General features: G+C 64.9%; 25 protein-coding genes. 11 read left to right on the top strand and 14 right to left on the bottom strand.

Going from position 1 to position 25,247, the window contains the following annotated elements; genetic code table 11:
* Positions 1-8: 8 nt before the first annotated feature.
* Positions 9-290, bottom strand: coding sequence for a hypothetical protein (locus tag LDJ84_RS28695; RefSeq protein ID WP_024762105.1), 282 nt, complete (start codon positions 288-290; stop codon positions 9-11).
* Between the two features lie 89 nt (positions 291-379).
* Here LDJ84_RS28695 and LDJ84_RS28690 point away from each other — a divergent pair, with 89 nt between their 5' ends.
* Both LDJ84_RS28690 and ppk2 read left to right on the top strand, forming a co-directional pair.
* Entirely contained in the window at positions 380-1,345 is a 966-nt protein-coding gene (locus tag LDJ84_RS28690; RefSeq protein ID WP_024762106.1) for a magnesium transporter CorA family protein, read from the top strand.
* A 210-nt stretch (positions 1,346-1,555) separates the two neighbouring features.
* Positions 1,556-2,512, top strand: a complete 957-nt coding sequence (gene ppk2, locus LDJ84_RS28685) for a polyphosphate kinase 2 (protein ID WP_065085371.1) — start codon at positions 1,556-1,558, stop codon at positions 2,510-2,512.
* 4 nt (positions 2,513-2,516) lie between these two features.
* Here the strand turns inward: ppk2 and LDJ84_RS28680 are convergent, their stop codons facing one another.
* The 3 genes from LDJ84_RS28680 to LDJ84_RS28670 form a co-directional block, all read right to left on the bottom strand.
* A complete protein-coding gene (locus tag LDJ84_RS28680) occupies positions 2,517-3,284 on the bottom strand; it encodes a hypothetical protein (protein ID WP_038803554.1) in 768 nt (255 codons plus the stop codon).
* A gap of 225 nt (positions 3,285-3,509) precedes the next feature.
* Positions 3,510-4,007 carry an outer membrane beta-barrel protein gene (locus LDJ84_RS28675; protein WP_226045640.1) on the bottom strand — a complete coding sequence of 166 codons (498 nt, stop codon included), beginning with the start codon at positions 4,005-4,007 and terminating at the stop codon, positions 3,510-3,512.
* Between the two features lie 189 nt (positions 4,008-4,196).
* Positions 4,197-4,886, bottom strand: coding sequence for a Crp/Fnr family transcriptional regulator (locus LDJ84_RS28670; protein WP_037011569.1), 690 nt, complete (start codon positions 4,884-4,886; stop codon positions 4,197-4,199).
* A gap of 74 nt (positions 4,887-4,960) precedes the next feature.
* On the opposite strand from LDJ84_RS28670, the gene LDJ84_RS28665 reads away from it, so the two are divergent.
* Entirely contained in the window at positions 4,961-5,485 is a 525-nt protein-coding gene (locus LDJ84_RS28665; protein WP_024762111.1) for a DUF962 domain-containing protein, read from the top strand.
* A 6-nt stretch (positions 5,486-5,491) separates the two neighbouring features.
* Here LDJ84_RS28665 and LDJ84_RS28660 read toward each other — a convergent pair whose 3' ends face one another.
* On the bottom strand, positions 5,492-6,280 hold the full coding sequence (locus tag LDJ84_RS28660) for a helix-turn-helix domain-containing protein (protein WP_024762112.1): 789 nt from the start codon (positions 6,278-6,280) through the stop codon (positions 5,492-5,494).
* Positions 6,281-6,408: 128 nt separating this feature from the next.
* On the opposite strand from LDJ84_RS28660, the gene LDJ84_RS28655 reads away from it, so the two are divergent.
* Positions 6,409-6,810: a hypothetical protein gene (locus LDJ84_RS28655; protein WP_024762113.1), complete on the top strand. Its 402-nt coding sequence runs from the start codon at positions 6,409-6,411 to the stop codon at positions 6,808-6,810.
* A gap of 147 nt (positions 6,811-6,957) precedes the next feature.
* Here LDJ84_RS28655 and LDJ84_RS28650 read toward each other — a convergent pair whose 3' ends face one another.
* Positions 6,958-7,548 carry a 2-hydroxychromene-2-carboxylate isomerase gene (locus tag LDJ84_RS28650; RefSeq protein ID WP_024762114.1) on the bottom strand — a complete coding sequence of 197 codons (591 nt, stop codon included), beginning with the start codon at positions 7,546-7,548 and terminating at the stop codon, positions 6,958-6,960.
* A gap of 34 nt (positions 7,549-7,582) precedes the next feature.
* Positions 7,583-8,311 carry an SDR family oxidoreductase gene (locus LDJ84_RS28645; RefSeq protein WP_024762115.1) on the bottom strand — a complete coding sequence of 243 codons (729 nt, stop codon included), beginning with the start codon at positions 8,309-8,311 and terminating at the stop codon, positions 7,583-7,585.
* Positions 8,312-8,415: 104 nt separating this feature from the next.
* Between LDJ84_RS28645 and LDJ84_RS28640 the strand changes: the two genes are divergently transcribed.
* Positions 8,416-8,988 carry a TetR/AcrR family transcriptional regulator gene (locus LDJ84_RS28640; protein WP_065085326.1) on the top strand — a complete coding sequence of 191 codons (573 nt, stop codon included), beginning with the start codon at positions 8,416-8,418 and terminating at the stop codon, positions 8,986-8,988.
* A 159-nt stretch (positions 8,989-9,147) separates the two neighbouring features.
* Here the strand turns inward: LDJ84_RS28640 and LDJ84_RS28635 are convergent, their stop codons facing one another.
* The 7 genes from LDJ84_RS28635 to LDJ84_RS28605 form a co-directional block, all read right to left on the bottom strand.
* On the bottom strand, positions 9,148-9,897 hold the full coding sequence (locus LDJ84_RS28635; protein ID WP_024762117.1) for a sulfite exporter TauE/SafE family protein: 750 nt from the start codon (positions 9,895-9,897) through the stop codon (positions 9,148-9,150).
* Positions 9,898-10,072: 175 nt separating this feature from the next.
* A complete protein-coding gene (locus LDJ84_RS28630) occupies positions 10,073-11,062 on the bottom strand; it encodes a sulfate/molybdate ABC transporter ATP-binding protein (RefSeq protein WP_024762118.1) in 990 nt (329 codons plus the stop codon).
* A gap of 14 nt (positions 11,063-11,076) precedes the next feature.
* Entirely contained in the window at positions 11,077-11,949 is an 873-nt protein-coding gene (cysW, locus tag LDJ84_RS28625; protein WP_024762119.1) for a sulfate ABC transporter permease subunit CysW, read from the bottom strand.
* 10 nt (positions 11,950-11,959) lie between these two features.
* Positions 11,960-12,778, bottom strand: coding sequence for a sulfate ABC transporter permease subunit CysT (cysT, locus tag LDJ84_RS28620; protein ID WP_017520777.1), 819 nt, complete (start codon positions 12,776-12,778; stop codon positions 11,960-11,962).
* 120 nt (positions 12,779-12,898) lie between these two features.
* Positions 12,899-13,897 carry a sulfate ABC transporter substrate-binding protein gene (locus LDJ84_RS28615; RefSeq protein WP_024762120.1) on the bottom strand — a complete coding sequence of 333 codons (999 nt, stop codon included), beginning with the start codon at positions 13,895-13,897 and terminating at the stop codon, positions 12,899-12,901.
* A 171-nt stretch (positions 13,898-14,068) separates the two neighbouring features.
* On the bottom strand, positions 14,069-14,251 hold the full coding sequence (gene oscA / locus LDJ84_RS28610; protein WP_017520779.1) for a sulfur starvation response protein OscA: 183 nt from the start codon (positions 14,249-14,251) through the stop codon (positions 14,069-14,071).
* A 139-nt stretch (positions 14,252-14,390) separates the two neighbouring features.
* Positions 14,391-16,664, bottom strand: a complete 2,274-nt coding sequence (locus LDJ84_RS28605; RefSeq protein WP_084358802.1) for a putative bifunctional diguanylate cyclase/phosphodiesterase — start codon at positions 16,662-16,664, stop codon at positions 14,391-14,393.
* Positions 16,665-16,843: 179 nt separating this feature from the next.
* Here LDJ84_RS28605 and desA point away from each other — a divergent pair, with 179 nt between their 5' ends.
* The 6 genes from desA (at position 16,844) to LDJ84_RS28575 (ending at position 25,217) form a co-directional block, all read left to right on the top strand.
* Positions 16,844-18,025 (top strand): delta-9 fatty acid desaturase DesA, encoded by a 1,182-nt coding sequence (gene desA, locus LDJ84_RS28600; protein WP_226045639.1) that lies wholly within the window; start codon positions 16,844-16,846, stop codon positions 18,023-18,025.
* A 138-nt stretch (positions 18,026-18,163) separates the two neighbouring features.
* Positions 18,164-19,132 carry a GGDEF domain-containing protein gene (locus LDJ84_RS28595; protein ID WP_024762123.1) on the top strand — a complete coding sequence of 323 codons (969 nt, stop codon included), beginning with the start codon at positions 18,164-18,166 and terminating at the stop codon, positions 19,130-19,132.
* Between the two features lie 1,044 nt (positions 19,133-20,176).
* A complete protein-coding gene (locus LDJ84_RS28590; protein WP_226045638.1) occupies positions 20,177-21,586 on the top strand; it encodes a hypothetical protein in 1,410 nt (469 codons plus the stop codon).
* A gap of 58 nt (positions 21,587-21,644) precedes the next feature.
* Positions 21,645-22,739 carry a DegT/DnrJ/EryC1/StrS family aminotransferase gene (locus tag LDJ84_RS28585; protein WP_024762125.1) on the top strand — a complete coding sequence of 365 codons (1,095 nt, stop codon included), beginning with the start codon at positions 21,645-21,647 and terminating at the stop codon, positions 22,737-22,739.
* 10 nt (positions 22,740-22,749) lie between these two features.
* Entirely contained in the window at positions 22,750-24,285 is a 1,536-nt protein-coding gene (locus LDJ84_RS28580; protein ID WP_024762126.1) for a lipopolysaccharide biosynthesis protein, read from the top strand.
* Between the two features lie 2 nt (positions 24,286-24,287).
* The gene (locus LDJ84_RS28575) at positions 24,288-25,217 is read left to right on the top strand and encodes a glycosyltransferase family 2 protein (RefSeq protein WP_024762127.1); all 930 of its coding nucleotides are present in this window, start codon (positions 24,288-24,290) and stop codon (positions 25,215-25,217) included.
* The last annotated feature ends 30 nt before the right edge of the window (positions 25,218-25,247 follow it).

The following is a 25,247-nucleotide window of genomic DNA, read 5'->3' as shown; positions in this document are numbered from 1 at the left end:
CCGCTGCCTCATTCGGCAACAGTGCCGTCGGGCAGGGTCGGCAGTGCGCGCAAGGCCTGTTCGTACCATTCGCCGTTGAACGGGCGGTCTTCGGCCAGCATCGACTCGATCTCGTGGGCGAGCACGAGGGCCATCAGGTGCAGTGCATCCTCGCGCTCGTAGCCGACCAGCGTCAGCTTGTTGAACACCGCGCGGGCGGCTGCCGGGCTCTCGCTTTCAATCTGGTTCTCGATCGCCTGGATCAGGGTGTCTTCGGCGAAGGACTCTTCGGCATCGTCCTGGTCAGTCATCACATTGCTCTCCGCTGGACTTGTGAAGCCGCCTGAAGTTGGCCAACCTGCGGGACAACTTCAGGTGCGTAAAAGGATTGTCGGGCGACATGATCACCTATTACACCCTCGTCGGCGACCGCCTGGTTCGCCACAACGGCAGCGAGTGCCATGGCATGCCCAAGGACACGCTCTGGATCGACCTGTTCCGGCCCACGGCGGAAGAGGAAAAACTGCTGGAGTCGATCATCGAGGTGGATGTGCCGACCCAGGAGGAGATGGCCGAGATCGAGGACTCCTCGCGCTTCTACGAGAGCAAGGGAGCGCTGTACATGACCACCACCGTGGTCGGTGGCATCCGCGAGCACAAGCCGAGCACCTCGGAGGTCACCTGCGTACTGACACCGCACTGGCTGGTGACGGTGCGCTACACCGACCTGCTGGCCTTCCGTACCTTCGAGTCGCGCACCCAGCGCGGCGGCTGCGAGGGGCGCAGCGACCAGTTGTTCGTGACCCTGATGGACAGCGTGGTGGACCGCATCGCCGACGTGCTGGAGAACGTCCAGAAGCAGCTCGACAGCCTGGGCACCAGCATCTTCCGCGAGGGCCCGGCCAACGAGAAGGCCGACCTGCAGGAAGTGGTCAAGCAGCTCGGGCGCAAGAACTCGCTGCTGTCCAAGCTCAACGAGAGCCTGCTGAGCATCAGCCGGCCGCTGAGCTATTTCCGCCAGGGCAGCAACGGCTGGATCAGCGACGAAGTGAAGCTGGGCATGAAGTCGGTGGAGCGCGACGTGCGCTCGCTCAGCGAGTACCAGACGAAGATGGCCGGGGAAATCACCTTCCTGCTCGATGCCACCCTGGGCCTGATCAACATCGAGCAGAACAGCATCATCAAGGTGTTCTCCATCGCCGCGGTACTGTTCCTGCCGCCGACCCTGGTGGGTACGGTGTACGGCATGAACTTCGCGCACATGCCCGAGCTTGCGTGGCTGGCCGGCTACCCCATGGCGCTGGTGGCGATGGTGATCTCGGCGATCATTCCCTACTACTGGTTCAAGTACAAAGGCTGGCTGTAGCCGGTTGCTGGGTGGATTGAGGCGAGCTCGCTCGATGAGATTGATGCCGGTCAAGAAGGCTTGCCCCGCTGGCGCAGAGAGTGGGAAGTCCCCTGACCACTCAATGTCTCACCGGAGGAGACCATGTCCGAGACCGTCACCCGCAGAACCGCCCCGGTACGCCGTGCCAACAAGACTGCCAGCCGGGCGCCGGCCGCCGCCAAGCCACCGATGACCGATGGCGCGGAGGAAATCCGTGCCCAGAGCCATGGCCCGGTTGCGCTGAAAGTGGCCATGGCGCCCCGCGGCAGCAACGAGGACTCCACGTCCGCCGAGCTGCCGGCCCTCTACCCTTACCGCAAGCGGCTGCAGCGCAGGGAATACGAACATCTCAAGGAGCAGTTGCAGGTCGAGCTGCTGAAGGTGCAAAGCTGGGTGAAGGAGACCGGCCAGCGCGTCGTCGTGCTGTTCGAGGGCCGTGACGCCGCGGGCAAGGGCGGCACGATCAAACGCTTCATGGAGCACCTCAACCCGCGTGGCGCGCGGGTCATCGCCCTGGAGAAACCCAGCGACGCCGAGCGCGGCCAGTGGTACTTCCAGCGCTACATCCAGCACCTGCCCACGGCCGGGGAGATCGTCTTCTTCGACCGCTCCTGGTACAACCGCGCCGGCGTCGAGCGGGTGATGGGCTTCTGCTCGCCGCGCCAGTACCTGGAGTTCATGCAGCAGACACCGGAGCTGGAGCGCATGCTGGTGCGCAACGGCATCCTGGTCTTCAAGTACTGGTTCTCGGTGAGCCGCGAGGAGCAACTGCGCCGTTTCGTCTCGCGCCGCGACGACCCGCTCAAGCACTGGAAGCTGTCACCCATCGACATCCAGTCGCTGGACAAGTGGGATGACTACACCCAGGCCAAGGAAGCGATGTTCTTCCACACCGACACCGCCGATGCGCCCTGGGTGGTGATCAAGTCCGACGACAAGAAGCGTGCGCGCCTCAACTGCCTGCGGCACTTCCTGCACACGCTGGATTACCCCGGCAAGGACGAGAAGATCGCCCACGCGCCTGACCCGCTGCTGGTCGGCCGGGCCGCCGACCTGGACCGTGACGAGATGCAGGCGCCGCCTGTGGTGGAGAGTGCTGCCGCGGTACCCGAGGCGGAGCCGGAACCCGAGGCGATCCCGGCCTGAGGCGCTACTGCTGGCTGATCAGCATGAGCTGGCCGGAAACGGCGCGGGCGTTGCGGTCGACGATGATCGGGGCCCAGGGACGGCCGGAAGCGCTGACGCCGCTGTTGCTCTTGCTGTTCATGTCCAGCAGCGCCTTGCTCAGGTATTCCCAGCGGGTGCGCAGTTTCTTGGTCGCATCGCTATCGGGCAACTGATCGATGCGCTGGGTCAGCAGCGGTACCAGCACGCTCTCGTCCTGGCCGAGGTATTCCTGCGGCTGCTCGCGGGCCAGCTCCAGGCCGCTGATGTACGCGCGGCCCAGGTACTGGGTGGCCAGGTACTCGACGCGCACCGGCAGTTCCCACAGCGGAATCTGATTGGCGTCGGCGCTAGCCGGCACGAAGCGCTCGACCTGGTTGAGCAACTCGCGCAGGGCGCGGCTCAGGTCCTGGTTGTAGCGCCAGGGCAGGTCTTCTTCCTTGGGGCCGTAGGAAACGCCATTGCGAATCTGCGTTACGAATTCCGCATGGGCCTTCTTGAGCGCGTCGTCGGCCTTGGGGTAGCCCTTGACCGCCTTGTCCAGGGTGGCCAGGTCCTTCTCCAGCTGGGCGGCGTGGGTTTCCTGGAAGCCTTCGCCGCGCAGCAGCAACAGGCTGTTGATCGAGCGGCAGGTGTAGACCTGCAGGGTCTGCAATTGCAGTTCCTCGCTGGGCAGGTTGGCCTGGGCGGCGAGGGAGAGGAGTCCGAAACAGCACAGCAGGAAACCGCGATAGACATCGAGCTTTCGGAACATGGCGGAGGCGTCCTTCTTGTTATTGTGAGCTGCCTGATTCGCCCGGGCGCGTGTTCTCTGGCGCCAGAAATGCAGCTATCCCTAGGCTAGCTGCGAACCTTGCCGCTGCAACCGTCCGAAAGAGTGATTTGTGCAGCTGAACCGGTGCCGGCGGAGGGTTCGGGAGGGGGAGGACTGCTCTGGGGAGAGCCGAACCTCCGCCGGGCGTTGCGGGGCAGACGGGCGTCAGAAGCGCCAGTAGGCCGAAAGGGTGGTCTGGTCGAGGTCGATGTCGCCGACGTCCAGGTACTCCTGCTGCAGGCGCACGCCCAGGCCGCCGATCACGTCCATTTCACCGCCGAAACCGTAGAGCGCGTCCACGTCGTCGGATTTGCCGGCGGCATCGTCATCAGCGTGCCAGGCATGCACGCCGGCGATGCCGTACAGGCGGATGCGCTGGCCGATGGGGACGCCCAGGTGGACGTTGGCTTGCAGCGACTCGCCGTCGAAGTGCTTCTTGCCGTCGCTCATGTCGCCGAAGTCGACCACCGCGCCTTCCAGGGACAGGTAATTGTTGAAGCGGTAGCCGGCGTACAGCTTGTAGCTGTTGTCGTGGTCATCGAAGGACCGCTCGTCGATCTCGAGGCGGGTCACGCCGCCACCGACGTAGAGGCCGCTGTCGTCGGCCATCGCCAGGGCCGGAGCGGTCAGGGCGAGGGCGCAGAGGAGTTTCGAAAGGCGCATAGGATTCCCTTGCGGCCGGCGCGTGGCGCTGGCCGCCTTGCTGTCATGCTGAAGGTTCGGGTGCCGGCTCGGCGCTGACGGATGGGGGCCAGCGCGGCGGCGGGTGCATTAGAACGAGGGGGCGACGGGCTCGACCATCGTAGGTTGTCGAGACTCGCCTGGCTTTTTTTCTAGACGGGCCGGCAGAGGTCAGGCGTGGGCCGCCTGGCGCAGGCGTTCGCGGTCGAGGATCTCGATGCCGCCGTAGCTCAGGCGCACGATGCCCTGGGCTTCCAGGTCCTTGAGGATCTGGTTGGTGGTCTGCCGTGACAGCGAGAGCATGGCCGCCAACTGCTCCTGGGGCAGGTGCAGCTCGCGCTTGGCAGTGGCCGACTCGCCGTAGCCCTCGGCGATCATCAGCAGGCGCCGGGCCAGGCGCGGCGCGGCGGGCAGCAGCGACAGCTCTTCCAGTACGGCGAAGGTGATGCGCAGCTTGTGGCTCATCAGCAGGGCGAAGTCGCGCCAGTATTCCGGGTGCTGCGCCAGCAGCGCCTGCAGCGGCGCCAGGGGCACCTGCAACAGCACGGTGGCACCTTCGGCGTAGGCGTCGTGGGTGCGCGGCTGGCCGTCGAACAGGCAGATCTCGCCGAACCAGTTGGGCGCTTCCACCAGGGCCAGCAGCGCTTCCTTGCCGCTCTCGCCGACCACGCTGACGCGCATCGCCCCATCCACCACGCAATACAGGCCGCACGGCGCGTCGCCACGGGCGAACAGGCGCTGGCCGGCGGGCAGGCGGCGCACCAGGGCGGCTTCGCACAGGGCCTGGCGCAGACCCTCCGGCAGGGTCTGGAACCAGCGGCCTTCCGGCAGGCGGGCGAGGTAGGGCTTGGCGTCGGTCATGGGTAATGTCGGCTAGCTGACAGAGTGGCGAGGCGCACATCGCCATGATGCCAGTACCTTGCGGGAGAACAACAATGAAAACGCTCGTCGACCACCTTGCCCAATATGCCGCCTACCATCGTGACCGGCGGAACATCGTCAGCCATTTCATCGGCATCCCGATGATCGTGCTGTCCATCGCTACCCTGCTGTCGCGCCCCGGCTTCGAGCTGGGCGGCCTGCTGGTCTCACCGGCCACGCTGCTGGCGCTTGCCTCTGTCGTTTTCTACCTGCGCCTGGACCTGCGCTTCGGCCTGCTGATGACTGCGCTGCTGGCGCTGTCGCTGTGGATCGGCGCTGCATTCGCAGCCGGCACCACGGCATCCTGGCTTGCCTGGGGGATCGGCCTGTTCGTGGTGGGCTGGATCATCCAGTTCGTCGGCCACTGGTATGAGGGGCGCAAGCCGGCGTTCGTCGATGACCTCACCGGGCTGATCGTCGGCCCGCTGTTCGTCGCTGCCGAAGCGGCCTTCCTGCTTGGCCTGCGCGACGAAGTGCGCCACGCCGTGGAAGAGCGCGCCGGCCCCACCTGCATCCGCGAGAAGAAGGCGACCGCCTGATTCAGCTCATTCTGTGCCGCTGAGCTGGCGCAGGATCCGGGCGCTGTCGGGGTCGGCCGGGAAGAAGGTTTCCAGCGCCAGCTCCGACAGCGTCACGTCCACCGGCGTGCCGAACACCGTGATGGTGCCGATCAGGCTGCAGACACCCAGCTCCGTCTGCAATTGCACCGGGATCAGCACCATGTCGCCGCTGGCTGTCTCGTCGTAGGGCGGCGCCGGATAGGCGGCCACCTCGTCGCGCAACGCCGCCAATGCCGGGTCGCCGCTGGCCTCGTAGTCGCGCTGCAAGCGCTCCACTACATGCGCCTTCCACGGCCCGAGATTGAGGATGCGCGGCGCCAGGCCCTTGGGGTGCAGGCTCATGCGCAGCACGTTGATCGGCGGCTGCAGCAGCTCCGGGGCGACGCCGAGCAGGAAGATATCGACCGTGCGGTTGGACGCCAGCAGATTCCAGTGGCGGTCCACAACCATCGCCGGGTTCGGCTCGTGGGCCTTGAGCAACTGGTCGATGGCCTGTTTCGCCACGGTCAGCGCCGGATCGTCCAGGCCTTTCTCCGAATACACCGGGGCGTAGCCCGCCGCGCTGAGCAGGCGGTTGCGCTCGCGCAGCGGAATGTCCAGTTGCTCCGCCAGGTGCAGGAGCATCTCGCGGCTGGGCAGGGCGCGTCCGGTTTCGACGAAGCTCAGGTGGCGCGTGGAGATATCCGCGTCGCAGGCGAGGTCGAGCTGGCTGAGTCGGCGGCGCTGGCGCCATTGGCGGAGCAGGGCGCCGACAGGTTGGGCTGGGCTGTTCATGGGAGGCAACGATAGACCTCCCGCTTCGATGCGGCCATTACCTGGCAGGTAATCGACGGGCTTACGCCAGGGGCGGATTCTTCAGCCACACGCTGCCAACCGGTGGCGACACTTGAAGGAGCTTTGCCATGACTCTGCTGCAACCGTCCCCGCTGCTTCGCCTCACCCTGAAAGTCGACGCCCTGGCCGGTGGCGCCATGGGCCTGCTGATGGCCTTGGCTGCACAACCGCTGGGCGAGCTGCTGGGCCTGCCCTTCGTCCTGTTGCTGGTGGCCGGCATCGTCCTGTTGCCGCTGGCGCTGGTGCTCTACTGGATGTCCAATCAGCCGGCGCTGTCGCGCACCGGAGTCTGGGCCGTGATCGCGCTGAACGCGCTGTGGGTGGTGGAGAGCGCTGCCCTGCTGGTGACCGGCTATGTGCAGCCGACCGCCCTGGGCTATGCCTTCGTCATCGGCCAGGCGCTGGTGGTCCTGCTGTTCGCCGAACTGGAGTTCTTCGGCCTGCGTCGCTCGGCTGTCCTGGCGCTGTGATGTTCGCGAGCAAGAACTAGGCGTCCCCCTCGCTCCTACAGGGCTGCATCGGTGCGCTTTTCGTAGGAGCGAGCTTGCTCGCGAACCGCTTCCTGCCGGCGGATAACCTGTTCCAGGTTATGCGCCCTACGGTACTCGAGAACCGCTTTACGCCAGCGCTTCGCGAACGAAATCCAGACGATCCTGGCCGAAGAACATCTCGTTGCCGACGAAGAAGGTCGGCGCTCCGAACATGCCGCGCTTGATCGCCGCTTCGGTGTTGGCCTTCAGCGCATCCTTCACTTCCTGCTCGGCGGTCAGCGCCAGCATCGCCTGCGGGTCGAAGCCCGCCTCGGCCAGCAACGGGCCGAGCACCGCCGGGTCGCCCAGGTTCAGCGCATCCACCCACATACCCTTGAACACGCAGGCCAGCAGCGCCTCGAAACGCTCCGGCTGGCGCAGTTGTACGCCGGTGGCGGCACGCATCAGGGTGAGGGTGTTGATCGGGAAGTGCGGGTTCATCTTCATCGGCACGCCATAGCGGCGGGCGAAGCGGCTCATGTCGATCAGCGTGTAGCGACCCTTGGCCGGCACGGCGATGGGCGAGGCGTTGCCGGTGGCCTGGAACACGCCGCCCAGCAGGACTGGGCGGTAGACCAGCTCGGCGCCGGATTCGGCGCAGATGCCCGGCAGTTGGGTATACGCCAGGTAGGACGTCGGGCTGCCGAAGTCGAAGTAGAACTCGACGGATTTGCTCATGAGTGGCTCTCTTCTTGTTGTCGTTATGAGGGGATTACCAGCGCTCGATCCAGGGGCGGAGATCGAGTTCGAAGGTCCAGGCATCGCGCGGTTGCGAATGCAAATACCAGTAACTGTCGGCGATGTGCTCGGGGTCGAGGATGCCGTCCTGGTCCTTCTGCGCGTACTTCTGCGGGAAGTTCTCGCGGATGAATTCGGTGTCGATGGCGCCGTCCACCACCACGTGGCCGACGTGCAGGCCCATCGGCCCCAGTTCGCGGGCCATGCTCTGGGCCAGGGCGCGGATGCCGTGCTTGGCGCCGGCGAAGGCGGCGAAGCCCGAGGCGCCGCGCAGGCCGGCCGTGGCGCCGGTGAACAGGATGGTGCCGCGCTGGCGCTTGACCATGCGCTTGGCCACTTCGCGGCCGGTGAGGAAGCCGGAGAAGCAGGCCATCTCCCAGATCTTGAAGTACTTGCGCGCGGTCTCTTCGAGGATGCTGCAGGGTACGTTGGCGCCGATATTGAAGACGAAGGCTTCGATGGGGCCGATGTCGCGCTCGATGGTCTCCACCAGTTCGATCACCGCTTCTTCCTTGCGGGCGTCGGAGGCAAAGCCGTGGGCCTCGCCGCCTTCGGCGCGGATGGCATCCACCAGCGGCTGCAGTTTGTCCGCCGAGCGCCGGGTGACGCAGGCGACGTAGCCTTCGCGGGCGAAACGGCGGGCGATGGCGCCGCCGGTGGCATCGCCGGCGCCGATGACCAGGACGACTTTCTTGTTCGACATTCTCGTTTCCTCTGGGGTGCGCGAAATTTGGTAAACGGTCGTTAGGTAAACGAACGTTATGTTAATATTCGACGCATCGTCAACCGCTTCGACGGAGGCGCTCCATGCGCTACTCAGCGACCCACAAGGAAGAAACCCGCCAGCGCCTGCTCGACAGCAGCGGCTCGCTCGCCAAGCAGGGCGGTTTCGCCACCACCGGCGTGGACGGGCTGATGAAGGCCGTGGGGCTGTCCGGCGGGGCGTTCTACAACCACTTCGGTTCGAAGGACGAACTGTTCGCCGCCATCGTCGAGCGCGAGCTGAGCCAGAGCGTCGAGCGCCTCGCGGCGAAGGGCAAGGTGCTCGACCGCGCGCGCCTGGAGCGCGGGTTGAAGCGCTACCTGAACGTCACCCATGTGCAGGATTCGGCTGCCGGTTGCGCGATTCCGGCGCTGGGCGCGGAGATTGCCCGCGCCGACGAGTCAGTGCGACAAAGCGCCGAGGATGCGCTGGTGGAATTGCAGCAGGCCTGGGCTGAGGTGCTGGGTTCGGCGGAAGACGCCTGGGCATTGCTGGCGCAGTGCGTCGGCGCGCTGGTGCTGGCGCGCATGGTGGCCAGCGAACAGGCACAGAAGGCGATCGTCGAGTCGAGCCGGGATTTCCTGCTACAGCATCTGGACGAAGCTGTGCGGGATTAACACTTGCAGGAGCGAGGGGACGCCTCGTTCTTGCTCGCGAACAAACCCTCGCTCGGGGCCGGGTTCGCGAGGCCGAATCCGTTCCCTTCGGATAACGGCATTCCCCACATCCCTGTGGGTCACAAGCTCGCTCCTACAGAAAAGCAATCCGGCGCGAGATCAAATACCGCGAACTGCGAGGTCCGCGCCCAGCAGCAACAGCCCGCCGAAGAAGCAGCGGCGGAACGCCAGCGGGCTGATCCGCGAACGCAGCCAGGTGCCCAGGTACATGCCTGCCAGCGCCGGCAGCAGGGCCAGTAGGGACAAGCCGAGCACATCCGCCTGCAACAGCGAGCCGTGCTGGCTGAGGGTGATCGCCAGGGCCAGCGTCGAGACGGTGAACGACAGCCCCAGTGCCTGCACCAGATCGTCCTTCTCCAGGTCGAGGGCCTGTAGGAAAGGCACGGCGGGAATCACGAAGACGCCGGTCACGGCGGTGACGCCGCCGGTGATCAGACCGATCACCGGCGATAGCCAGCGCTCGTGCTGCGGCGCCACGCTGAAGCGTTGGTTCGACAGTCCCAGCAACGCATAGAGGATCAGCGCCACGCCCAGCAGCGGCGTGGCTGCCGGCCAGTTTTCCCCCGCCAGGAGCCAACCCACCGCCAGCGTTCCGACGACGATGCCGAGCAGCATCCCCCACAACCGTTTGAACAACCCGAGGAAGCGCGGGCCGGCAGCCAGCTGCCAGATATTGGTGACGGTGGAGGGGACGACCAGGATCGCGGCAGCCTGCATCGGCGGCATCACCAGCCCGAGCAGCCCGACGGCGACCGTGGGCAGGCCGAGCCCGACCACGCCCTTCACCAGGCCGGCGAGGAGGAAGGTGAGGACGATCAGTTCGAGGTGTTGCGGGAGGGCGTCGAACATGGCCGGGCCTTGTTGAAAGCAAGGCCGGCAGGATACGAGGGATTGGCAGTCAGGGAAAAGCGCGGGTGGCTCTCTGTAGGAGCGAGGAGGACGCTCAGTTCTTGCTCGCGAACCCGGCCCCGTAGCGGAGTTGTTCGCGAGCAAGCTCGCTCCTACAGAAAAGCGGTTTGCCGGATCAGATGTTGGCCACCGGCTGATACGCCTTCGGCTTGAAGTACAGCGTCTCGCCACGCGCCAGGCCAGTCAGGCTGTCGTGGTCCTTCACCACTTCGGCCTCGATCAGCTCGTCCTGGCCGTCGACCTTGAGGGTCACGCGGGTGATCGCGCCCAGCGGGCGGATGTCGCGGACCTCGGCGGCGCGGTGCTCGGCCACTTCGGAGCGCGACAGCGAGATCTCGTGCGGGCGGAACAGCACGTGCTCGTCCCCGCCGAGGTGCAGGCGGTTGGAGTCGCCGAGGAAGTGGTAGACGAAGTCGCTGGCCGGGTTCTCGTAGACCTCGCCCGGCGAGCCGATCTGCTCGATCACGCCTTTGTTCATCACCACGATGCGGTCGGCGACTTCCATCGCTTCTTCCTGGTCGTGGGTGACGAACACGGAGGTCAGGTTGATCTCCTCGTGCAGGCGTGCGAGCCAGCGGCGCAGCTCCTTGCGCACCTTGGCGTCGAGGGCGCCAAAAGGTTCGTCGAGCAGCAGGATCTTCGGCTCCACCGCCAGGGCGCGGGCCAGGGCGATACGCTGGCGCTGGCCGCCGGAGAGCTGCTCCGGGTAGCGGTCGGCGAGCCAGTCCAGCTGCACCATGTTCAGCAGTTCGTGGACTTTCTCGGCGATGCGCGCTTCGCTTGGGCGCTCCTTCTTCGGTTTCATGCGCAGGCCGAAGGCGACGTTGTCGAACACTGTCATATGGCGGAACAGCGCGTAATGCTGGAACACGAAGCCGACGTTGCGATCGCGCACGTCGTGCTGCGAAACGTCTTCGCCGTGGAAGACGATTTTGCCGGCGTCCGGGGTTTCCAGGCCGGCGATGATGCGCAGCAGGGTGGTCTTGCCGCAGCCGGACGGGCCGAGCAGGGCGACCAGCTCGCCGCTGTGGATGTCCAGGTTGATGTCGTTCAGCGCCTTGAAGGCGTTGAAGTTCTTGCTGACGTTACGGATCTCGATGCTCATGGCTGGGCTCTCACTTATTCATCGTCAGCTTTGACTTTGGTGCGGGACAGGCGCGACTCGCTCCACTGCTTGAGCAGCAGGATGACGAGGGCCATCAGCAGCAACAGGGTGGCAACGCTGAAAGCGGCGACGTGGTTGTACTCGTTGTAGAGGATTTCGACGTGCAGCGGCAGGGTGTTGGTGACGCCGCGGATGTGCCCGGAGACCACCGACACGGCGCCGAACTCGCCCATGGCACGCGCGGTGCACAGCACCACGCCGTAGATCAGACCCCATTTGATGTTCGGCAGGGTCACGTGCCAGAACATCTGCCAGCCGTTGGCGCCGAGCAGGCGCGCGGCTTCCTCTTCCTGCGTGCCCTGTTCCTGCATCAGCGGGATCAGTTCGCGGGCGACGAAGGGGAAGGTGACGAAAATGGTGGCCAGGACGATGCCGGGCACGGCGAAGACGATCTGGATGTCGTGCTCGCTCAGCCACTCGCCAAAGTAGCCCTGGGCGCCGAACAGCAGCACGTAGATCAGGCCGGCGATCACCGGCGAAACCGAGAACGGCAGGTCGATCAGGGTGACCAGGATGCTCTTGCCGGGGAACTCGAACTTGGTCACGCACCAGGCGGCGGCGACGCCGAACACCAGGTTCAGCGGCACCGAGATGCCCACGGCGATCAACGTCAGCTTCAGCGCGGCCAGTGCGTCGGGCTCCAGGATGGCTTCGAAGAAGGTGCCGAAGCCCTGCTTCAGCGCCTCGCTCAGCACCACGAACAGCGGTAGCAGCAGGAACAGCGCGAAGGCCAGCCAGGCCAGCGCGATCAGGGCGCGGCGGCCCCAGACATTACCCCGGCGAGCAGCGTTGGCAGCGGCCGCGGCGGAAAGGCTTGCGGTACTCATGGCGCGCTCCTCAGGGCGTTTCGATGCGGCGCTGCAGCAGGTTGATCAGCAGCAGCAGGACGAAGGCGACGACCAGCATCAGCACGCCGATGGCGGTGGCGCCGGTGTAGTCGTACTGGTCCAGCTTGACCATGATCAGCAGCGGCAGGATCTCGGTCTTCATCGGCATGTTGCCGGCGATGAAAATCACCGAGCCGTACTCGCCGACGCCGCGGGCGAAGGCCAGGGCGAAGCCGGTCAACCAGGCGGGGAGCAACGCCGGCAGCAGCACGTGACGGAATACCTGCAGCGGCTTGGCGCCCAGGCAGGCGGCGGCTTCTTCCACTTCACGCGGTATGTCCGCCAGCACCGGCTGCACCGTGCGCACCACGAAGGGCAGGACCACGAAGGTCAGCGCCAGGGTGATGCCCAGCGGGGTATAGGCGATCTTCAGGCCGATCTCGGTGGCGAAGCGCCCGACCAGGCCGTTGGGCGCATACAGCGCGGTGAGCGCGATGCCGGCCACGGCGGTGGGCAAGGCGAAAGGCAGGTCGATCATCGCGTCGATGATCTTGCGGCCGGGGAAGCGGTAGCGCACCAGCACCCAGGCCAGCAGCGTGCCGATCACGCCGTTGATCAGGGCGGCGATCAGCGCGGTGCCGAAGCTCAGCTTGAGCGCGGCGATGACGCGCGGCGCGGTGATGATGGTCCAGAACTGATCCCAGGAAAGCTGGGTCGTCTTGAGGAACATGGCCCCCAGCGGAATCAGCACCAACAGGCTGAGGTACACCAGGGTGTAGCCCAGAGTCAGCCCGAAGCCGGGTATGACCGGGGAGATGCGTCGCGACATTGTCTGTCCTTTCTCGTGAACGCGTTAAGCCCCCGCCATGGGGCGGGGGTTTTCGTTCCGGCGGGCTGTGCACCGCCCGCCGGATCGGACCGCCCGGCGCAGGGCCGGGCGGGTGGCGCATCACTGCGCCTGGTAGATCTTGTCGAAGATGCCGCCGTCGTTGAAGAACTTTGGCTGTGCGGATTTCCAGCCACCGAAGTCCTTGTCGATGGTCACCAGGTTCAGTTTCGGGAACTGGCTGGCGAACTCGGCAGCGACCTTGGCATCACGCGGGCGGTAGAAGTTCTGCGCGGCGATGCGCTGGCCTTCTTCGCTGTACAGGTACTTCAGGTATTCCTCGGCGACCTTGCGGGTGCCTTTCTTGTCGACGGTCTTGTCGACCACGGCCACCGGCGGTTCGGCCAGGATCGAGATGGACGGAACGACGATCTCGAAGTTCTCGCCACCCTGTTCCTTCTTGGCCAGGAAGGCTTCGTTCTCCCAGGCCAGCAGTACGTCGCCAATGTTGTTGTTGACGAAGGTGATGGTCGAACCGCGGGCGCCAGTGTCCAGAACCGGGACGTGCTTGTACAGGTTCTGCACGTATTCCTGGGCTTTCTCGTCGCTACCGTATTGCTTCTTGGCCCAGGCCCAGGCGGCCAGGAAGTTCCAGCGGGCGCCGCCGGAGGTCTTCGGGTTCGGGGTGATGACTTCCACGCCCTGCTTGGTCAGGTCGCCCCAGTCCTTGATGCCCTTGGGGTTGCCCTTGCGGACCAGGAACACGATGGTCGAGGTGTAGGGCGTGCTGTTGTCGGGCAGGCGTGCCTGCCAGTCGGCGGGCAGCAGCTTGCCCAGCTTGTTCAGTTCGTCGATGTCGCCGGCCAGGGCCAGGGTCACCACGTCGGCCTTCAGGCCGTCGATCACGGCGCGGGCCTGCTTGCCCGAGCCACCGTGGGATTGCTGCACGGTCAGGTCATCACCGCCCTGGGCCTTCCAGTGCTTGATGAAGGCGGCGTTGTAGGCTTGGTACAGCTCGCGGGTCGGGTCGTAGGAAACGTTCAGCAGTTGGGTGGCGGCGGATACCGGGCCGGCAATCAGGGCGCTGGCCAGTGCGGCCAAGGCGAAACGGCGGATGGACATGTGCAGCTCCTGAAAAAATGCAGTTCTTTATGTTTGTTGGGCAGGGTCTTTCGGGGGAGGGGCGTTGTCAGCCACGCATTCGCGGCTGACAGCTGCAGTACCGGTGGGGCAGTTTGCTCATGGCGAGGCTCCGGTGGTCCAGTCATGCCCCTTGATAAAGGGACGAAAGGCTCAGGCGGGCTTGCCCGGGCTCTGTTGCAGGCGGAATTTTTCCTTGCGCTCGATCTGCACGACCTGGCCGTTGTGCACGGTGATCTCGACGGCGCCGAAACGCAGGCCACGCAGGGCGCTCTGCACTTCGCGCAGGATGTTGGCTTCGTCCTGGCCGTCCAGGCTACGGAGGGTTGCGCTCATGGGTATCTGCTCCTAATGGGTTGACCACCGGCCGATTCACCAACGGCGCGTGCGGTGTGAGCGCATAGTAAGCAGGAGCTGGATATTCTTAAAAATACTGTTTAAGAATTTTTATATATCAGAAAGTTTTTAGCCTGTTTTAGGCCGTGTCGCGCGGCAATTGCGGCAGCAGGAGCTCGGCCGGCTGCGGGGCGCCGTACCAGTAGCCCTGGCCGAAATTGCAGGCATGGGTGAGGAGGAAGGCGGCCTGGTCCGGGCGTTCCACGCCCTCGGCGACCACCTGCAGCCCCATGCTCTGGCCCAGGGCGATCACTGCGCAGGCGATGGCGGCGTCCTCGGAGTCGTCCGGCAGACCAGCGACGAAGCCCTGGTCGATTTTCAGCTTGTGTACCGGCATACGCTTCAAGCGCATCAGCGAGGAATACCCGGTGCCGAAGTCGTCGATGGCCAGGTGCACGCCCAGCAGGCGCAACTGGCAAAGCAGTTCCAGCGCCTGGTCGAAATTTTCCATCACCGCGCTTTCGGTGACTTCCAGCTCCAGGTGATGCGGCGCCAGGCCACTCTGTTCCAGGGCCAGGGCCACGCGTTCCTCCAGGCCGCCGCGGCCGAACAGTCGGCTGGAGACGTTCACTGCGATGAAGTCCAGGTGGATTCCGTCGTCCAGCCACTGGCGCATCTGCCGGCAGGCGCGCTCCAGTACCCAGGCGTCGATGGCGGTGATCAGGCCACTTTCCTCGGCCACCGGGATGAATTCGCTGGGGGCAATGAGGCCGTGTTGCGGGTGCTGCCAGCGCACCAGCGACTCGACGCCGACCATGCGGCCGCTGGCGAGGTCGTGTACCGGCTGGAAATACAGGCGCAGTTCGTCGTGGTCCAGCGCATGGCGCAGCGCCGACTCCACCTGCACGTGGGAGCGCGCGCGGGCGGTCAGCTCGGGGGTATAGAAGGCATAGAGGTTGCGTCCGCTGGCCTTGGCCTGGAACAGCGCGGCGTCGGCGTGCTGCATCAGGTGATCGACGTTGCGTGCATCCTCGGGGAACAGGCTGACGCCCAGGCTCACCGACATATAGATGAGCTGGCCATTGACCTCGAAGGGCGCGCTCATCGCCTCCAGCAGGCGCTGGGCGAGGCTGCTGGCGTGATGCGGCTGCTGGCTTTCGAGGACCACGGCGAACTCGTCGCCGCCCAGGCGCGCCAGGGAGCAGCGCTCGTCCAGGCAGTCTTCCAGGCGCTCCGCCACGGCGCGGATCAGCAGGTCGCCGATGCTGTGGCCGAGGCTGTCGTTGATGTGCTTGAAGTGGTCCAGATCGATGCTCAGCAGCGCGCCGCCGCTGCCTTCACGTTCGGCGCGGGCCAGCGCCTGCTCGATGCGCTCGCGCAGCAGCAGGCGGTTGGGCAGGCCGGTGAGCGGGTCGTGGTGGGCGAGGAAGTCCAGCTCGTGCTGGGAGCGCTTGAGGCTGCTGAGGTCGGAGAACACCGCCACATAATGCGTCAGTTCGCCTTCGTCGTTGCGCACGGCGCGGATGTGCTGCCACTGCGGGTATACCTCGCCGCTCTTGCGGCGGTTCCAGATTTCGCCGCTCCAGACACCCTGTTCATGCAGGGCGGTCCACATGCGCTGGTAGAAGGCGGCATCCTGGCGGCCGGACTTGAGCACCGAGGGCTGGCCGCCGAGCACGTCTTCGGCGCTGTAGCCGGTGATGCGCGAGAAGGAGGGGTTGATGTGCACGATCACGCCGCGAGCATCGGTGACCAGCAGGCCTTCCTGGGTCGCCTCGAACACGGCGGCGGCCTGGCGCAGGTGGTCTTCGTTGCTGCGCTGGTGGGTGATGTCGCGGTTGATGCCGGTCAGGCGCAGGGGGCGGCCGTCTTCGGCGCGGGTCAGGCGGCCGCTGCTGCGGACCCAGCGATAGCTGCCGTCGCCGTGGCGGATGCGGTAGACGCACTCCAGGTGGGTGCGCAGGCCCTGGATGCAGTCCTGGTGGAGGGCCAGGATACGCGCGCGGTCGTCCGGGTGCAGGCGGTTCTCCCAGAGCAGCAGGTCATCGCTCAGGTGCTCCAGGGGCAGGCCGATCAGGTTGGCATAGCCGGGCGAGTAGTAGACGCGCTGGGATTCCAGGTCCCAGTCCCAGATGCCGTCCTCGACCACCGCGAAGGCGCGGCTCAGGCGCTGTTCGCTGTCGGTCAGCGCGGCAAGGGCGGCGTGCTGCCGGCGAAAGTGCCGCCAGAGCAGAAAGAACAGCAGCAGGAAGGTAATCGCGAGGAAGACGTACTTCTTCAGCTCCAATGCCCGCGCCAGCGAGGCCGGGTCGCGCAGGACATTTTGTAACCATTGGTCACCCAGCCAGACCCATAGGGTGGCGGCGATCAGGTACAGGAAGCTGATGCGCAGGGCGCTGAGGCGTGGATTCATGCGGTAGTGGGTTGGAATTATTGGCTGAGCAGTATAAATGATGGCCACTTGGCCTTGTTCGTATCTAAAAGACCGGATGGTAATCCGGACCCGCTTAGTGATAATGCGGGCTGGCTTTTCCCGGCAACGCATGCCCAGCAAGGCGTTGCCCACACCCCTTCCGAGGTACAGTATCGCCTATGTGGTACAACGGTTTCCTTGATCTGTCGCCGTGGCAATTGGTGGCGGTCACCCTGATCCTGACCCATATCACCATCGTCGGTGTCACGGTCTACCTGCATCGCTATTCCGCGCACCGGGCGCTCGAACTGCACCCGGCTCTGAAGCATTTCTTCCGCTTCTGGCTGTGGCTGACCACGGCCATGAACACCCGCGAGTGGACTGCCATCCATCGCAAGCACCACGCCAAGTGCGAGACCGCCGAAGACCCGCACAGCCCGGTGTTCAAGGGCCTGGGCACCGTGCTGCGTACCGGCGCCGAGCTCTATCGCAAGGAGGCGGAGAACGCCGACACCCTGCGTATCTACGGCAAGAACTGCCCGGAAGACTGGATCGAGCGCAACCTCTACTCGCGCTTCCCCATCGGCGGCGTGGTGCTGATGGCGATCATCGACCTCGCCCTGTTCGGCGTACTCGGCATGACCGTCTGGGCCGTGCAGATGATGTGGATCCCCGTGTGGGCCGCCGGCGTGATCAACGGCCTGGGCCACGCCATCGGCTATCGCAACTTCGAGTGCCGCGACGCCGCCACCAACCTGGTGCCCTGGGGCATCCTGATCGGCGGTGAAGAACTGCACAACAACCACCACACCTACCCGAACTCGGCGAAGCTGTCGGTGAAGAAGTGGGAGTTCGACCTGGGCTGGGCCTGGATCAAGTTGTTCAGCTTCCTGCGCCTGGCCAAGGTGGCCCGCGTGGCGCCCATCGCCCACCGCGTGGAAGGCAAGGGCAGCCTGGACATGGACACCGCCATGGCGATCCTCAACAACCGCTTCCAGATCATGGCCCAGTACCGCAAATTGGTGATCGGCCCGCTGGTGAAGCAGGAACTGGCCAAGGCCGACGAGTCGGTGCGCCACCTGTTCCGTCGCGCCAAGCGACTGCTCTCGCGGGAAACCAGCCTGCTGGAAGAGCGCCATCACGCGCGCATCCAGGACCTGCTCGCGCAGAGCCAGTCCCTGCAGGTGATCTACGAGAAGCGCCTGGCGCTGCAACAGATCTGGGTGAAAACCAGCGCCAACGGCCACGACATGCTCGCCGCGATCAAGCAGTGGGTGCACGAGGCGGAAGCCAGCGGCATCCAGTCGCTGCGCGAATTCGCCGAGCAGCTGAAGACCTACTCCCTGCGCCCTGCCATCTGAATGGCGGAAGCGTCCTAGGACGTTGAGAGATGCGTCTCAAGAAAAGCCCGCCGTTCGGCGGGCTTTTCGTTTAATTTGCAGAAGCCTGGCGTAGTTTGCGGTCATAGCCCCGGTCAATGAACGGGAGGACGCTGATACATGGATGAGAATAAATTGCCGGCCGATCAGGAAGAGGCCCTGCTGGCATTGCTGCACAGTCGCGCCGAGGTGACGCGCCTGAAGGAGCGCGAACAGCTTTTCAGCGCACTGCTGGCCAGTGTGAACTCGGTGCTCTGGGCCTTCGACTGGCAGGCGCAGCGCATGGTCTATGTCAGCCCGGCGTACGAGCGCATCTTCGGTCGCTCCGCGGCGCTGCTGCTGGCGGATTACAACGAGTGGCGCAACTGCATCTATCCCGATGACCTGGATTACGCCCAGAGCACCCTGCAGGAAGTACTCGAGCGCGGCGCCATCGAGCAGCGCGAGTACCGCATCCTGCGGGCCGACGGCGAGGTGCGCTGGCTCAGCGACAAATGCTTCGTCAGCCAGCACAGCGATGCCGGCCTGCCGCTGATGATCGTCGGCATTGCCGAGGACATCACCGACAAGAAGCACCTGGAAACCGAGCTGCACCGTCTGGCCACCACCGACGTGCTGACCCAGAGCAGCAACCGCCGCTACTTCTTCGACAGCGCCGAGCAGGCCTTCCGCGACTGCAAGGCGACCTCCACGCCGCTGGCCTTCCTGCTACTGGACGTGGACGACTTCAAGAAGATCAACGACGTCTACGGCCACCAGGTCGGCGACGTGGTACTGCAACGCATCGCCCAGAGCGGTGCTGGCGCGCTGCGCCGTGGCGACCTGTTCGGGCGTATCGGTGGCGAGGAGTTCGCCGTGCTACTGCCCGGCTGCGACGAGAACATGGCGCGGCAGATCGGCGAGCGCCTGCAGCGGGAAGTGCAGCGTCTGCGCTTCAACGAGGCCGAGCATTTCTTCAGCGTGACCATCAGCCAGGGGCTCACCCTGTTGCAGCCCGATGACCAGAATCTTTCCGCGCTCTACAGCCGCTCCGACGCGGCGCTGTACCAGGCGAAACGCACCGGCAAGGACCGCATAGTTCAGGGATGAAACACATCCGCCGTGTCCGCGGCGGATACATTAATACTTTCCGACTAATACTTTTAATGCAGATTCGAAGGTGTACGTTTATGCTGTCAAAACGCCTGTGTCGGGTTTATGGCGCCTTATAAATCAATAAGTTACAGAGACTGATTTGCCTTCTGTCGGATTCCTGGCGTAGTGGTGCTTCCTACGTTGACATGCCTTTGTTCCCCCCTCTATTACTATCCACATAGCAATATCGTGTGGTGTCCGGATGAGACACCTCAGGGAGTAGTCGCAAGAGCAGTAAGGTCAAGGAAGATTCTGCCCCCTCTTCTTCCTGTCATTTTCCTATCGCTGCCTGACAACTTTCGCCAGCCTTCTTTGCTGCGGAAGCGCGATAGCTTTTTGCTGTTGTTTTTCCAGATTTTCGGAACAGGCCGAAGGGCGGTAGCTTTGCCCAGCGAAAACTAGCGGCCACTCCAGGGACGAACAGTTGATTGTCGTTGTTTGAATCGGGTCGTTCGAACTCGGGCGGTAGCCTTGTCTTCGAATTTTGTGAAAGGCCCGGTACAGAGCTTCTCCTGGATTGGAGTCAGTGACGATGGCCGCTCGAAGAATGGATAACGACGGAACTTTGCGTTCCCTCGAAGCAGGCAGAAAGAACCGCCCGTTGCACTCGGAAAGTGTTTCTTTCACGGGGCTGCGAAAGTCTGGCGTCAAACTTTGCGGTATTCATGAGCAATATGCTTTCGCCCGCTTAGTTAATTTGGCGATGAGTTATGCCATGTATCCATGGTGTAACGATTCTGAACTTTCGTCGAAACTTTCCCTGCGTCATTCAGTGTCTGTTTCATTGTCGAAACACTCACTTCCATTTATCCCCGAAGTTACCTCGCCGGCATCCGCCATCCATTCCGAAGACTCTCCCGCCACCTTCTCGACGAGGGTGCGCGTGCTTGCGGCTGCGCCGCGAGTGACGGAATTCCGGCGCGAGCGCTGCCACCCTGCCGGCCGACAGTGCCGGTATCACGAAAGCCGCGCGCCCCGTCGCGCTGGGAGTCAAGGCTGATGGCCGAGCAATCTCTTCGTTCCAACTATGCCTGTGTGGTCGGCGGCGCCGGCCCGGCAGGCATGGGGTTCCTCTTCAACGCCTACAAGACCGGCGCGCTGGCGAGCCTCGCCCGTGATGGCCTGCTGGTCGTGGACGCTGCACTGGCGGTCGGCCGTGGCCGCCTGGGGGACTATCACATCACCGCGAACTCGGTGGGCGATGTGTTCCTCGACTGCCTGCGCGATCCGGCGTTGTTGCCCATCTTCGCGCCGCTGGCGCATTCGCCCGCGTTTCGCGCGCTGCAGAACGATCCCCATGGTGCGCCGATGCTCACGCAGGTGGGCGAGTTGCTGGCCCATGCCTCGACCCTGTTCATGCGCTACGTCACCGAGCACCTGGGCGTCGAAGTGGCGCTGGGTACCCGCATCGAGAAGATCACCGCGCAGGACGACGGCAGCTTCCAGCTGGCGCTGCGCAGTGGCTCCCATGGCGTGCAGATCGGCGCCGGCACACTGGTGATGAACCTCGGCGGGCGGCAGAACCGCGAGTACCTGAACTGGAGCCTGGCCGAGCAGGACCTGCACCTGGCCCACGACGGCCCGACGGTTTACTCCTCCGACGCGCTGCTCAGCCTGAACCCTGCCGAGCTGGTGGAGCTGTTCGGCGACCGGGTCACCCCGGGCACCCGCTTTACCGTGGTCGGCGGTTCCCACAGTGCCTTCTCGATCCTCGACAACCTCGCGTGCGCGCTGGACTGCCTGGGGCTGGAGCAGATCACCCTGCTGCACCGCGCGCCGATCCGCCTGTTCTTCGAGAGCGTCGAGGAAGCCCGCGCGGCTGGCTACGTGGTCGACGAAGGCATGGATGTCTGCCCGGTCTCAGGCCGGGTCAACCGTTCCGGCGGCCTGCGCTACCGCGCCCACCAGGTCGGCACCGACGTACTGGCCAACGGGATCGTCAGCGGCACGCGGGTGAAGGTCGAGCTGCTGTGTCTGGAGGACCGCTCGCCCGCCGTGCGCGAGCGTCTGGCGCAGGTCTGCAGCGAAGACGGCGTGATCGTCCAGGCCATCGGCTACCAGCCCTGCCTGCCGGCGCTGCGCCGCGCCAATGGCGAGCCGCTGCAGGTGCGCGAGAGCAAGGGCGGACTGGATTCGGACGCCGCCGGCTGCCTGCGCGATCTCAATGGCCGGCCGATCCCCGGCCTCTACAGCTTCGGCCTCGGCTCGGGCCTCGCGGCCAATCCGATGCTGGGCAGCGAGCGCTCCTTCGACAGCCGCATCTATGGCGTCTGGCAGTTCCACCATGACGCCAGCGGCCGGGTCATCGAGGCCCTGCAGGAGCACCTGGCCAGCCGCGCGACGTCAGCCGTGCAACCCATGGAAAGCGGCATCGACGACGCGCCTTTCGCGCTGTCGGCGCTGGGCTGAGCGGCGCGCACGCCGGCTGCGAGCTAACGGATTTTCCATCCAACAGAGGGATGCGACCGTGATCAATGTGACCAAGACCTACCTGGGCAACCTGGACAAGTTCAAGGCCTATGTGGAACAGATCTACGCCTCCGGCTGGATCACCAACCACGGCCCCTTCGTCACGGAGTTGGAAGAGCGCCTGCAGGATTACTTCGGCGTTCGCCATGTGATTCTCACCAACAACGGCACCATCGCCCTGCAGGTGGCCTATCGTGCCCTGGGCGTGACCGGCAGTGCCGTCACCACCCCCTTCAGCTTCGTTGCCACCAGCAGCACGCTGCAGTGGGAGAGCATCCGTCCGCGCTTCGCCGATATCGATGCGCGGACCTGGAACCTCGACCCTGCGCGCATCGAAGCCAGCCTTGCGCCGGATACCACCGCCATCGTCGCCACCCACGTGTTCGGTAATCCCTGTGCGGTGGAGGAGATTCAGGCGGTGGCCCAGCGCAACCGGTTGAAGGTGATCTACGACGGCGCCCACGCCTTCGGTTCGCGCTACCGCGACCGCTCGGTCCTGGCCTGGGGCGATGCGACCACCCTGAGCTTCCACGCCACCAAGCTGTTCCACACCATCGAGGGCGGCGCCATCGTCACCTCCGATGACGAGCTGGCGAAGCAGATCCGCCTGATGTGCAACTTCGGCATTGCCGGCGTCGACCAGATCGTCGGCCTGGGGATCAACGCCAAGCTCAACGAGTTCTCCGCGGCCATGGGCTTGTGCGTGCTCGACGAGATCGACGACATCCTCGCCCAGCGCGAGGAAATTGCCGCCCGCTACACCGCGTCGCTCAGTGGCTACTACGACCTGCAGGCCAGCGAGAGTTATGCCCGGCTGAACAACAGCTACTACCCCATCGGGCTGCGTGACGAAGCCCAGGTGCTGCGCGTGCGTACTGCGCTGAACGAGATCGGCGTCAACCCGCGGCGCTACTTCTACCCGTCGCTGGACACCCTCGATTACCTCGCCCCGCAGGTGCCGCAGGTGCAGTCCCGCGAACTGAGCCAGCGCATCCTCTGCCTGCCCCTGTACCCGGGCCTGCCGCAGGAAATCCAACGCGCCGTGATCGAAGTGCTGCTGCTGGAAAGCGGCCGCGTCGCGGTCGCGGTGTAAGGGGACGATGATGCGCACCGCACGCTCGCTGTCGATGGTCCGCAACACCCTGCTCAACTATGCAGGGCAGGCGTACGCCATCGTCATCGGCATCCTGATCCAGCCGTTCTACCTCGGCCACCTGGGCGCCGAGGCCTACGGCCTGATCGGCTTCTTCGCGGTGTTGCAGACCTGGTTGCTGCTGCTCGATGTCGGCTTGTCGCCGGCGCTGGTGCGCCAGGTGGCCCACGGCCGTGGCGCCCGTGGTCGTAACGTGAGCGGCGAAGGTCAGGACCAGGCACGCCTGCTGCGTTCGTTCGAGCTGATCCTGCTGCCGCTGACGGCCGCCAGCACCCTGGCCGTGTTCGGCGGCAGCGGCTGGATCGCCGGGCAGTGGCTGAACGTGCAGCAGTTGTCGCCGGAACTGGTGGCGCAGTGCATCAGCCTGATGGGGCTGCTGGTCGCCCTGCGTCTGTACGCCACGCTGTACCGCAGTGCACTGCAGGGCCAGGAACTGCACGCGTATATCAATGGCGTGAACGTGTTCATCACCACCCTGCGTTACTTCGGCGGCCTGTTGCTGGTGGCGCACATCAGCCAGGACCCGCTGGTGTTCTTCCAGTTCCAGGTTGCGGTATCGCTGATCGAGGCGCTGCTGCTGGGCGGCAAGGCCTACCTGTGGATGGACGTGCGCCTGCTGACCCGCTTCTGCTGGGACACGGTGCGCCCGGTGCTGCCCTTCGCCCTGGGCATGTCGCTCACCTCCTGCCTGTGGATCGTGCTCACCCAGCTGGACAAGGTCCTGCTGTCGAACCTGCTGCCCCTGCAGCAGTACGGTTATTTCTCCCTGGTGGCGCTGATTTCCGGCGGCATTCTCAGCCTGGTCAACCCGCTGGCGCAGTCGCTGCTGCCGCGCATGACCATGCTGGTCGCCGAAGGGCGCCACGACGACATGCAGCAGCTCTATCTCAAGGCGAACCGCTTCGTCTGTGTGCTGCTGTTCCCGATGGTCGCGGTGATCGCTGCTCATGGTCATGACCTGGTCCTGGCCTGGAGCGGCGATGCCGTGGCCGCCAGTTGGTGCCGGCCGATCCTCGTCTGGTACGTGCTGGGCGCAGGCCTGCTGGCAGTCGCCAGCTTCCAGTTCTACCTGCAGTACGCCCATGGCCAGCTGCGCATGCACGTCTGGTACAGCGTCGTTTCCACCCTGGTGAGCGTGCCGCTGGTGATCGCCAGCGCCTACCTGTACGGCGTCGTTGGCGTGGCGCTGTGCTGGTTCGGCCTGCGCCTGGTGTCGTTCCTGATCTGGCCGCTGATCGTGCACCGCACCTTCGCTCCGGAACTGCACGGCACCTGGCTGCGCGACACCCTGCAGATCGCCGCGCTCAGCGCCGCCGGCCTGCTGCTCAGCGAGCCCTTCTACGCGCTGCTGGCCCGCTCGGGTGAGCGCCTGTGGCTGCTGGCGGCGCTCGCCGCGTGCGGCCTGATCACCCTGTTCCTCGTTGGCGCGGGCTCTGCCCCGGCTCTGCTGCGCCTGTTCAAACCGTCCCACAAGCCGAGTGTCTAGACATGGATATCCGCTCCGAGCTGCAGATCCTCTCCAACTGGCCGGAAGACCCGAAGCCTCTCTTGAGTGTCGTTTGCCTGGCCTACAACCAGGTCAACTACATCGGCCGCACGCTGGACAGCTTCCTGGAGCAGGTCACCGACTTCCGCATCGAAGTGCTGGTCAACGATGACGCCTCCACCGACGGCACCAGCGAAGTGATCGCCGACTACGCGGCGCGCTATCCGCACATCATCAAGCCGATCTTCCACAAGGAAAACCAGTACTCCAAGGGCCTGTCCCACGGCCTGCCGGTCTTCCGCAAGGCGCGCGGCCGCTACATCGCCTACTGCGAGGGCGACGACTACTGGACCGACCCGCGCAAGCTGCAGATCCAGGTCGATTTCCTCGAGAAGAATCCCGACTACGTCATCACCTACCACGACGCCTACACCTTCAACGAGGACGGCGTGATCAAGCCGATGCAGCTCACCGGCAAGTTCCGCCGTGACGCCAGCCGCCTGGAGCTGCAGCAGGCGCGGGCGATCTCCACGCTGACCACGGTGTTCCGCAACGTGCTCACCGAAATGCCCGAGGAGCTGCTCACCACGCGCATGGTCGACCTCTGCTGGTGGTCGCTGCTGGGTGCCTACGGCAAGGGGCGCTTCATGGAGGAAATCCGTCCCGCCGCCTACCGCGTGCACAAGGGCGGGATCTTCTCCATGCAGGCCGACCGTGTGCAGCAGCACATGACCCTGCACACCTACTACTGCCTGTCGCGCTACTACCAGCGCCTGGGGAACCAGGAGCTCAACGAGTATTTCCTGATGCAGGTCTGCCGGATGTCCATGGCCGCCATTTCGCCCATGCGCAAGGTGCAGGCGTTCCTGATGTTGATCGGCAACCACGGCGTCAACCTGCTCAAGCGGCTGAACCCGATTCAGGCGCGCTGAGCCGCGCTACCTCAATGGAGGATGGAAGTC

Origin of the sequence: Pseudomonas sp. HS-18, from assembly GCF_020401845.1 — a bacterium.
Taxonomy (GTDB): Bacteria; Pseudomonadota; Gammaproteobacteria; order Pseudomonadales; family Pseudomonadaceae; genus Pseudomonas; species Pseudomonas nitroreducens.
This window is presented reverse-complemented; position numbering and strand designations above follow the sequence as displayed.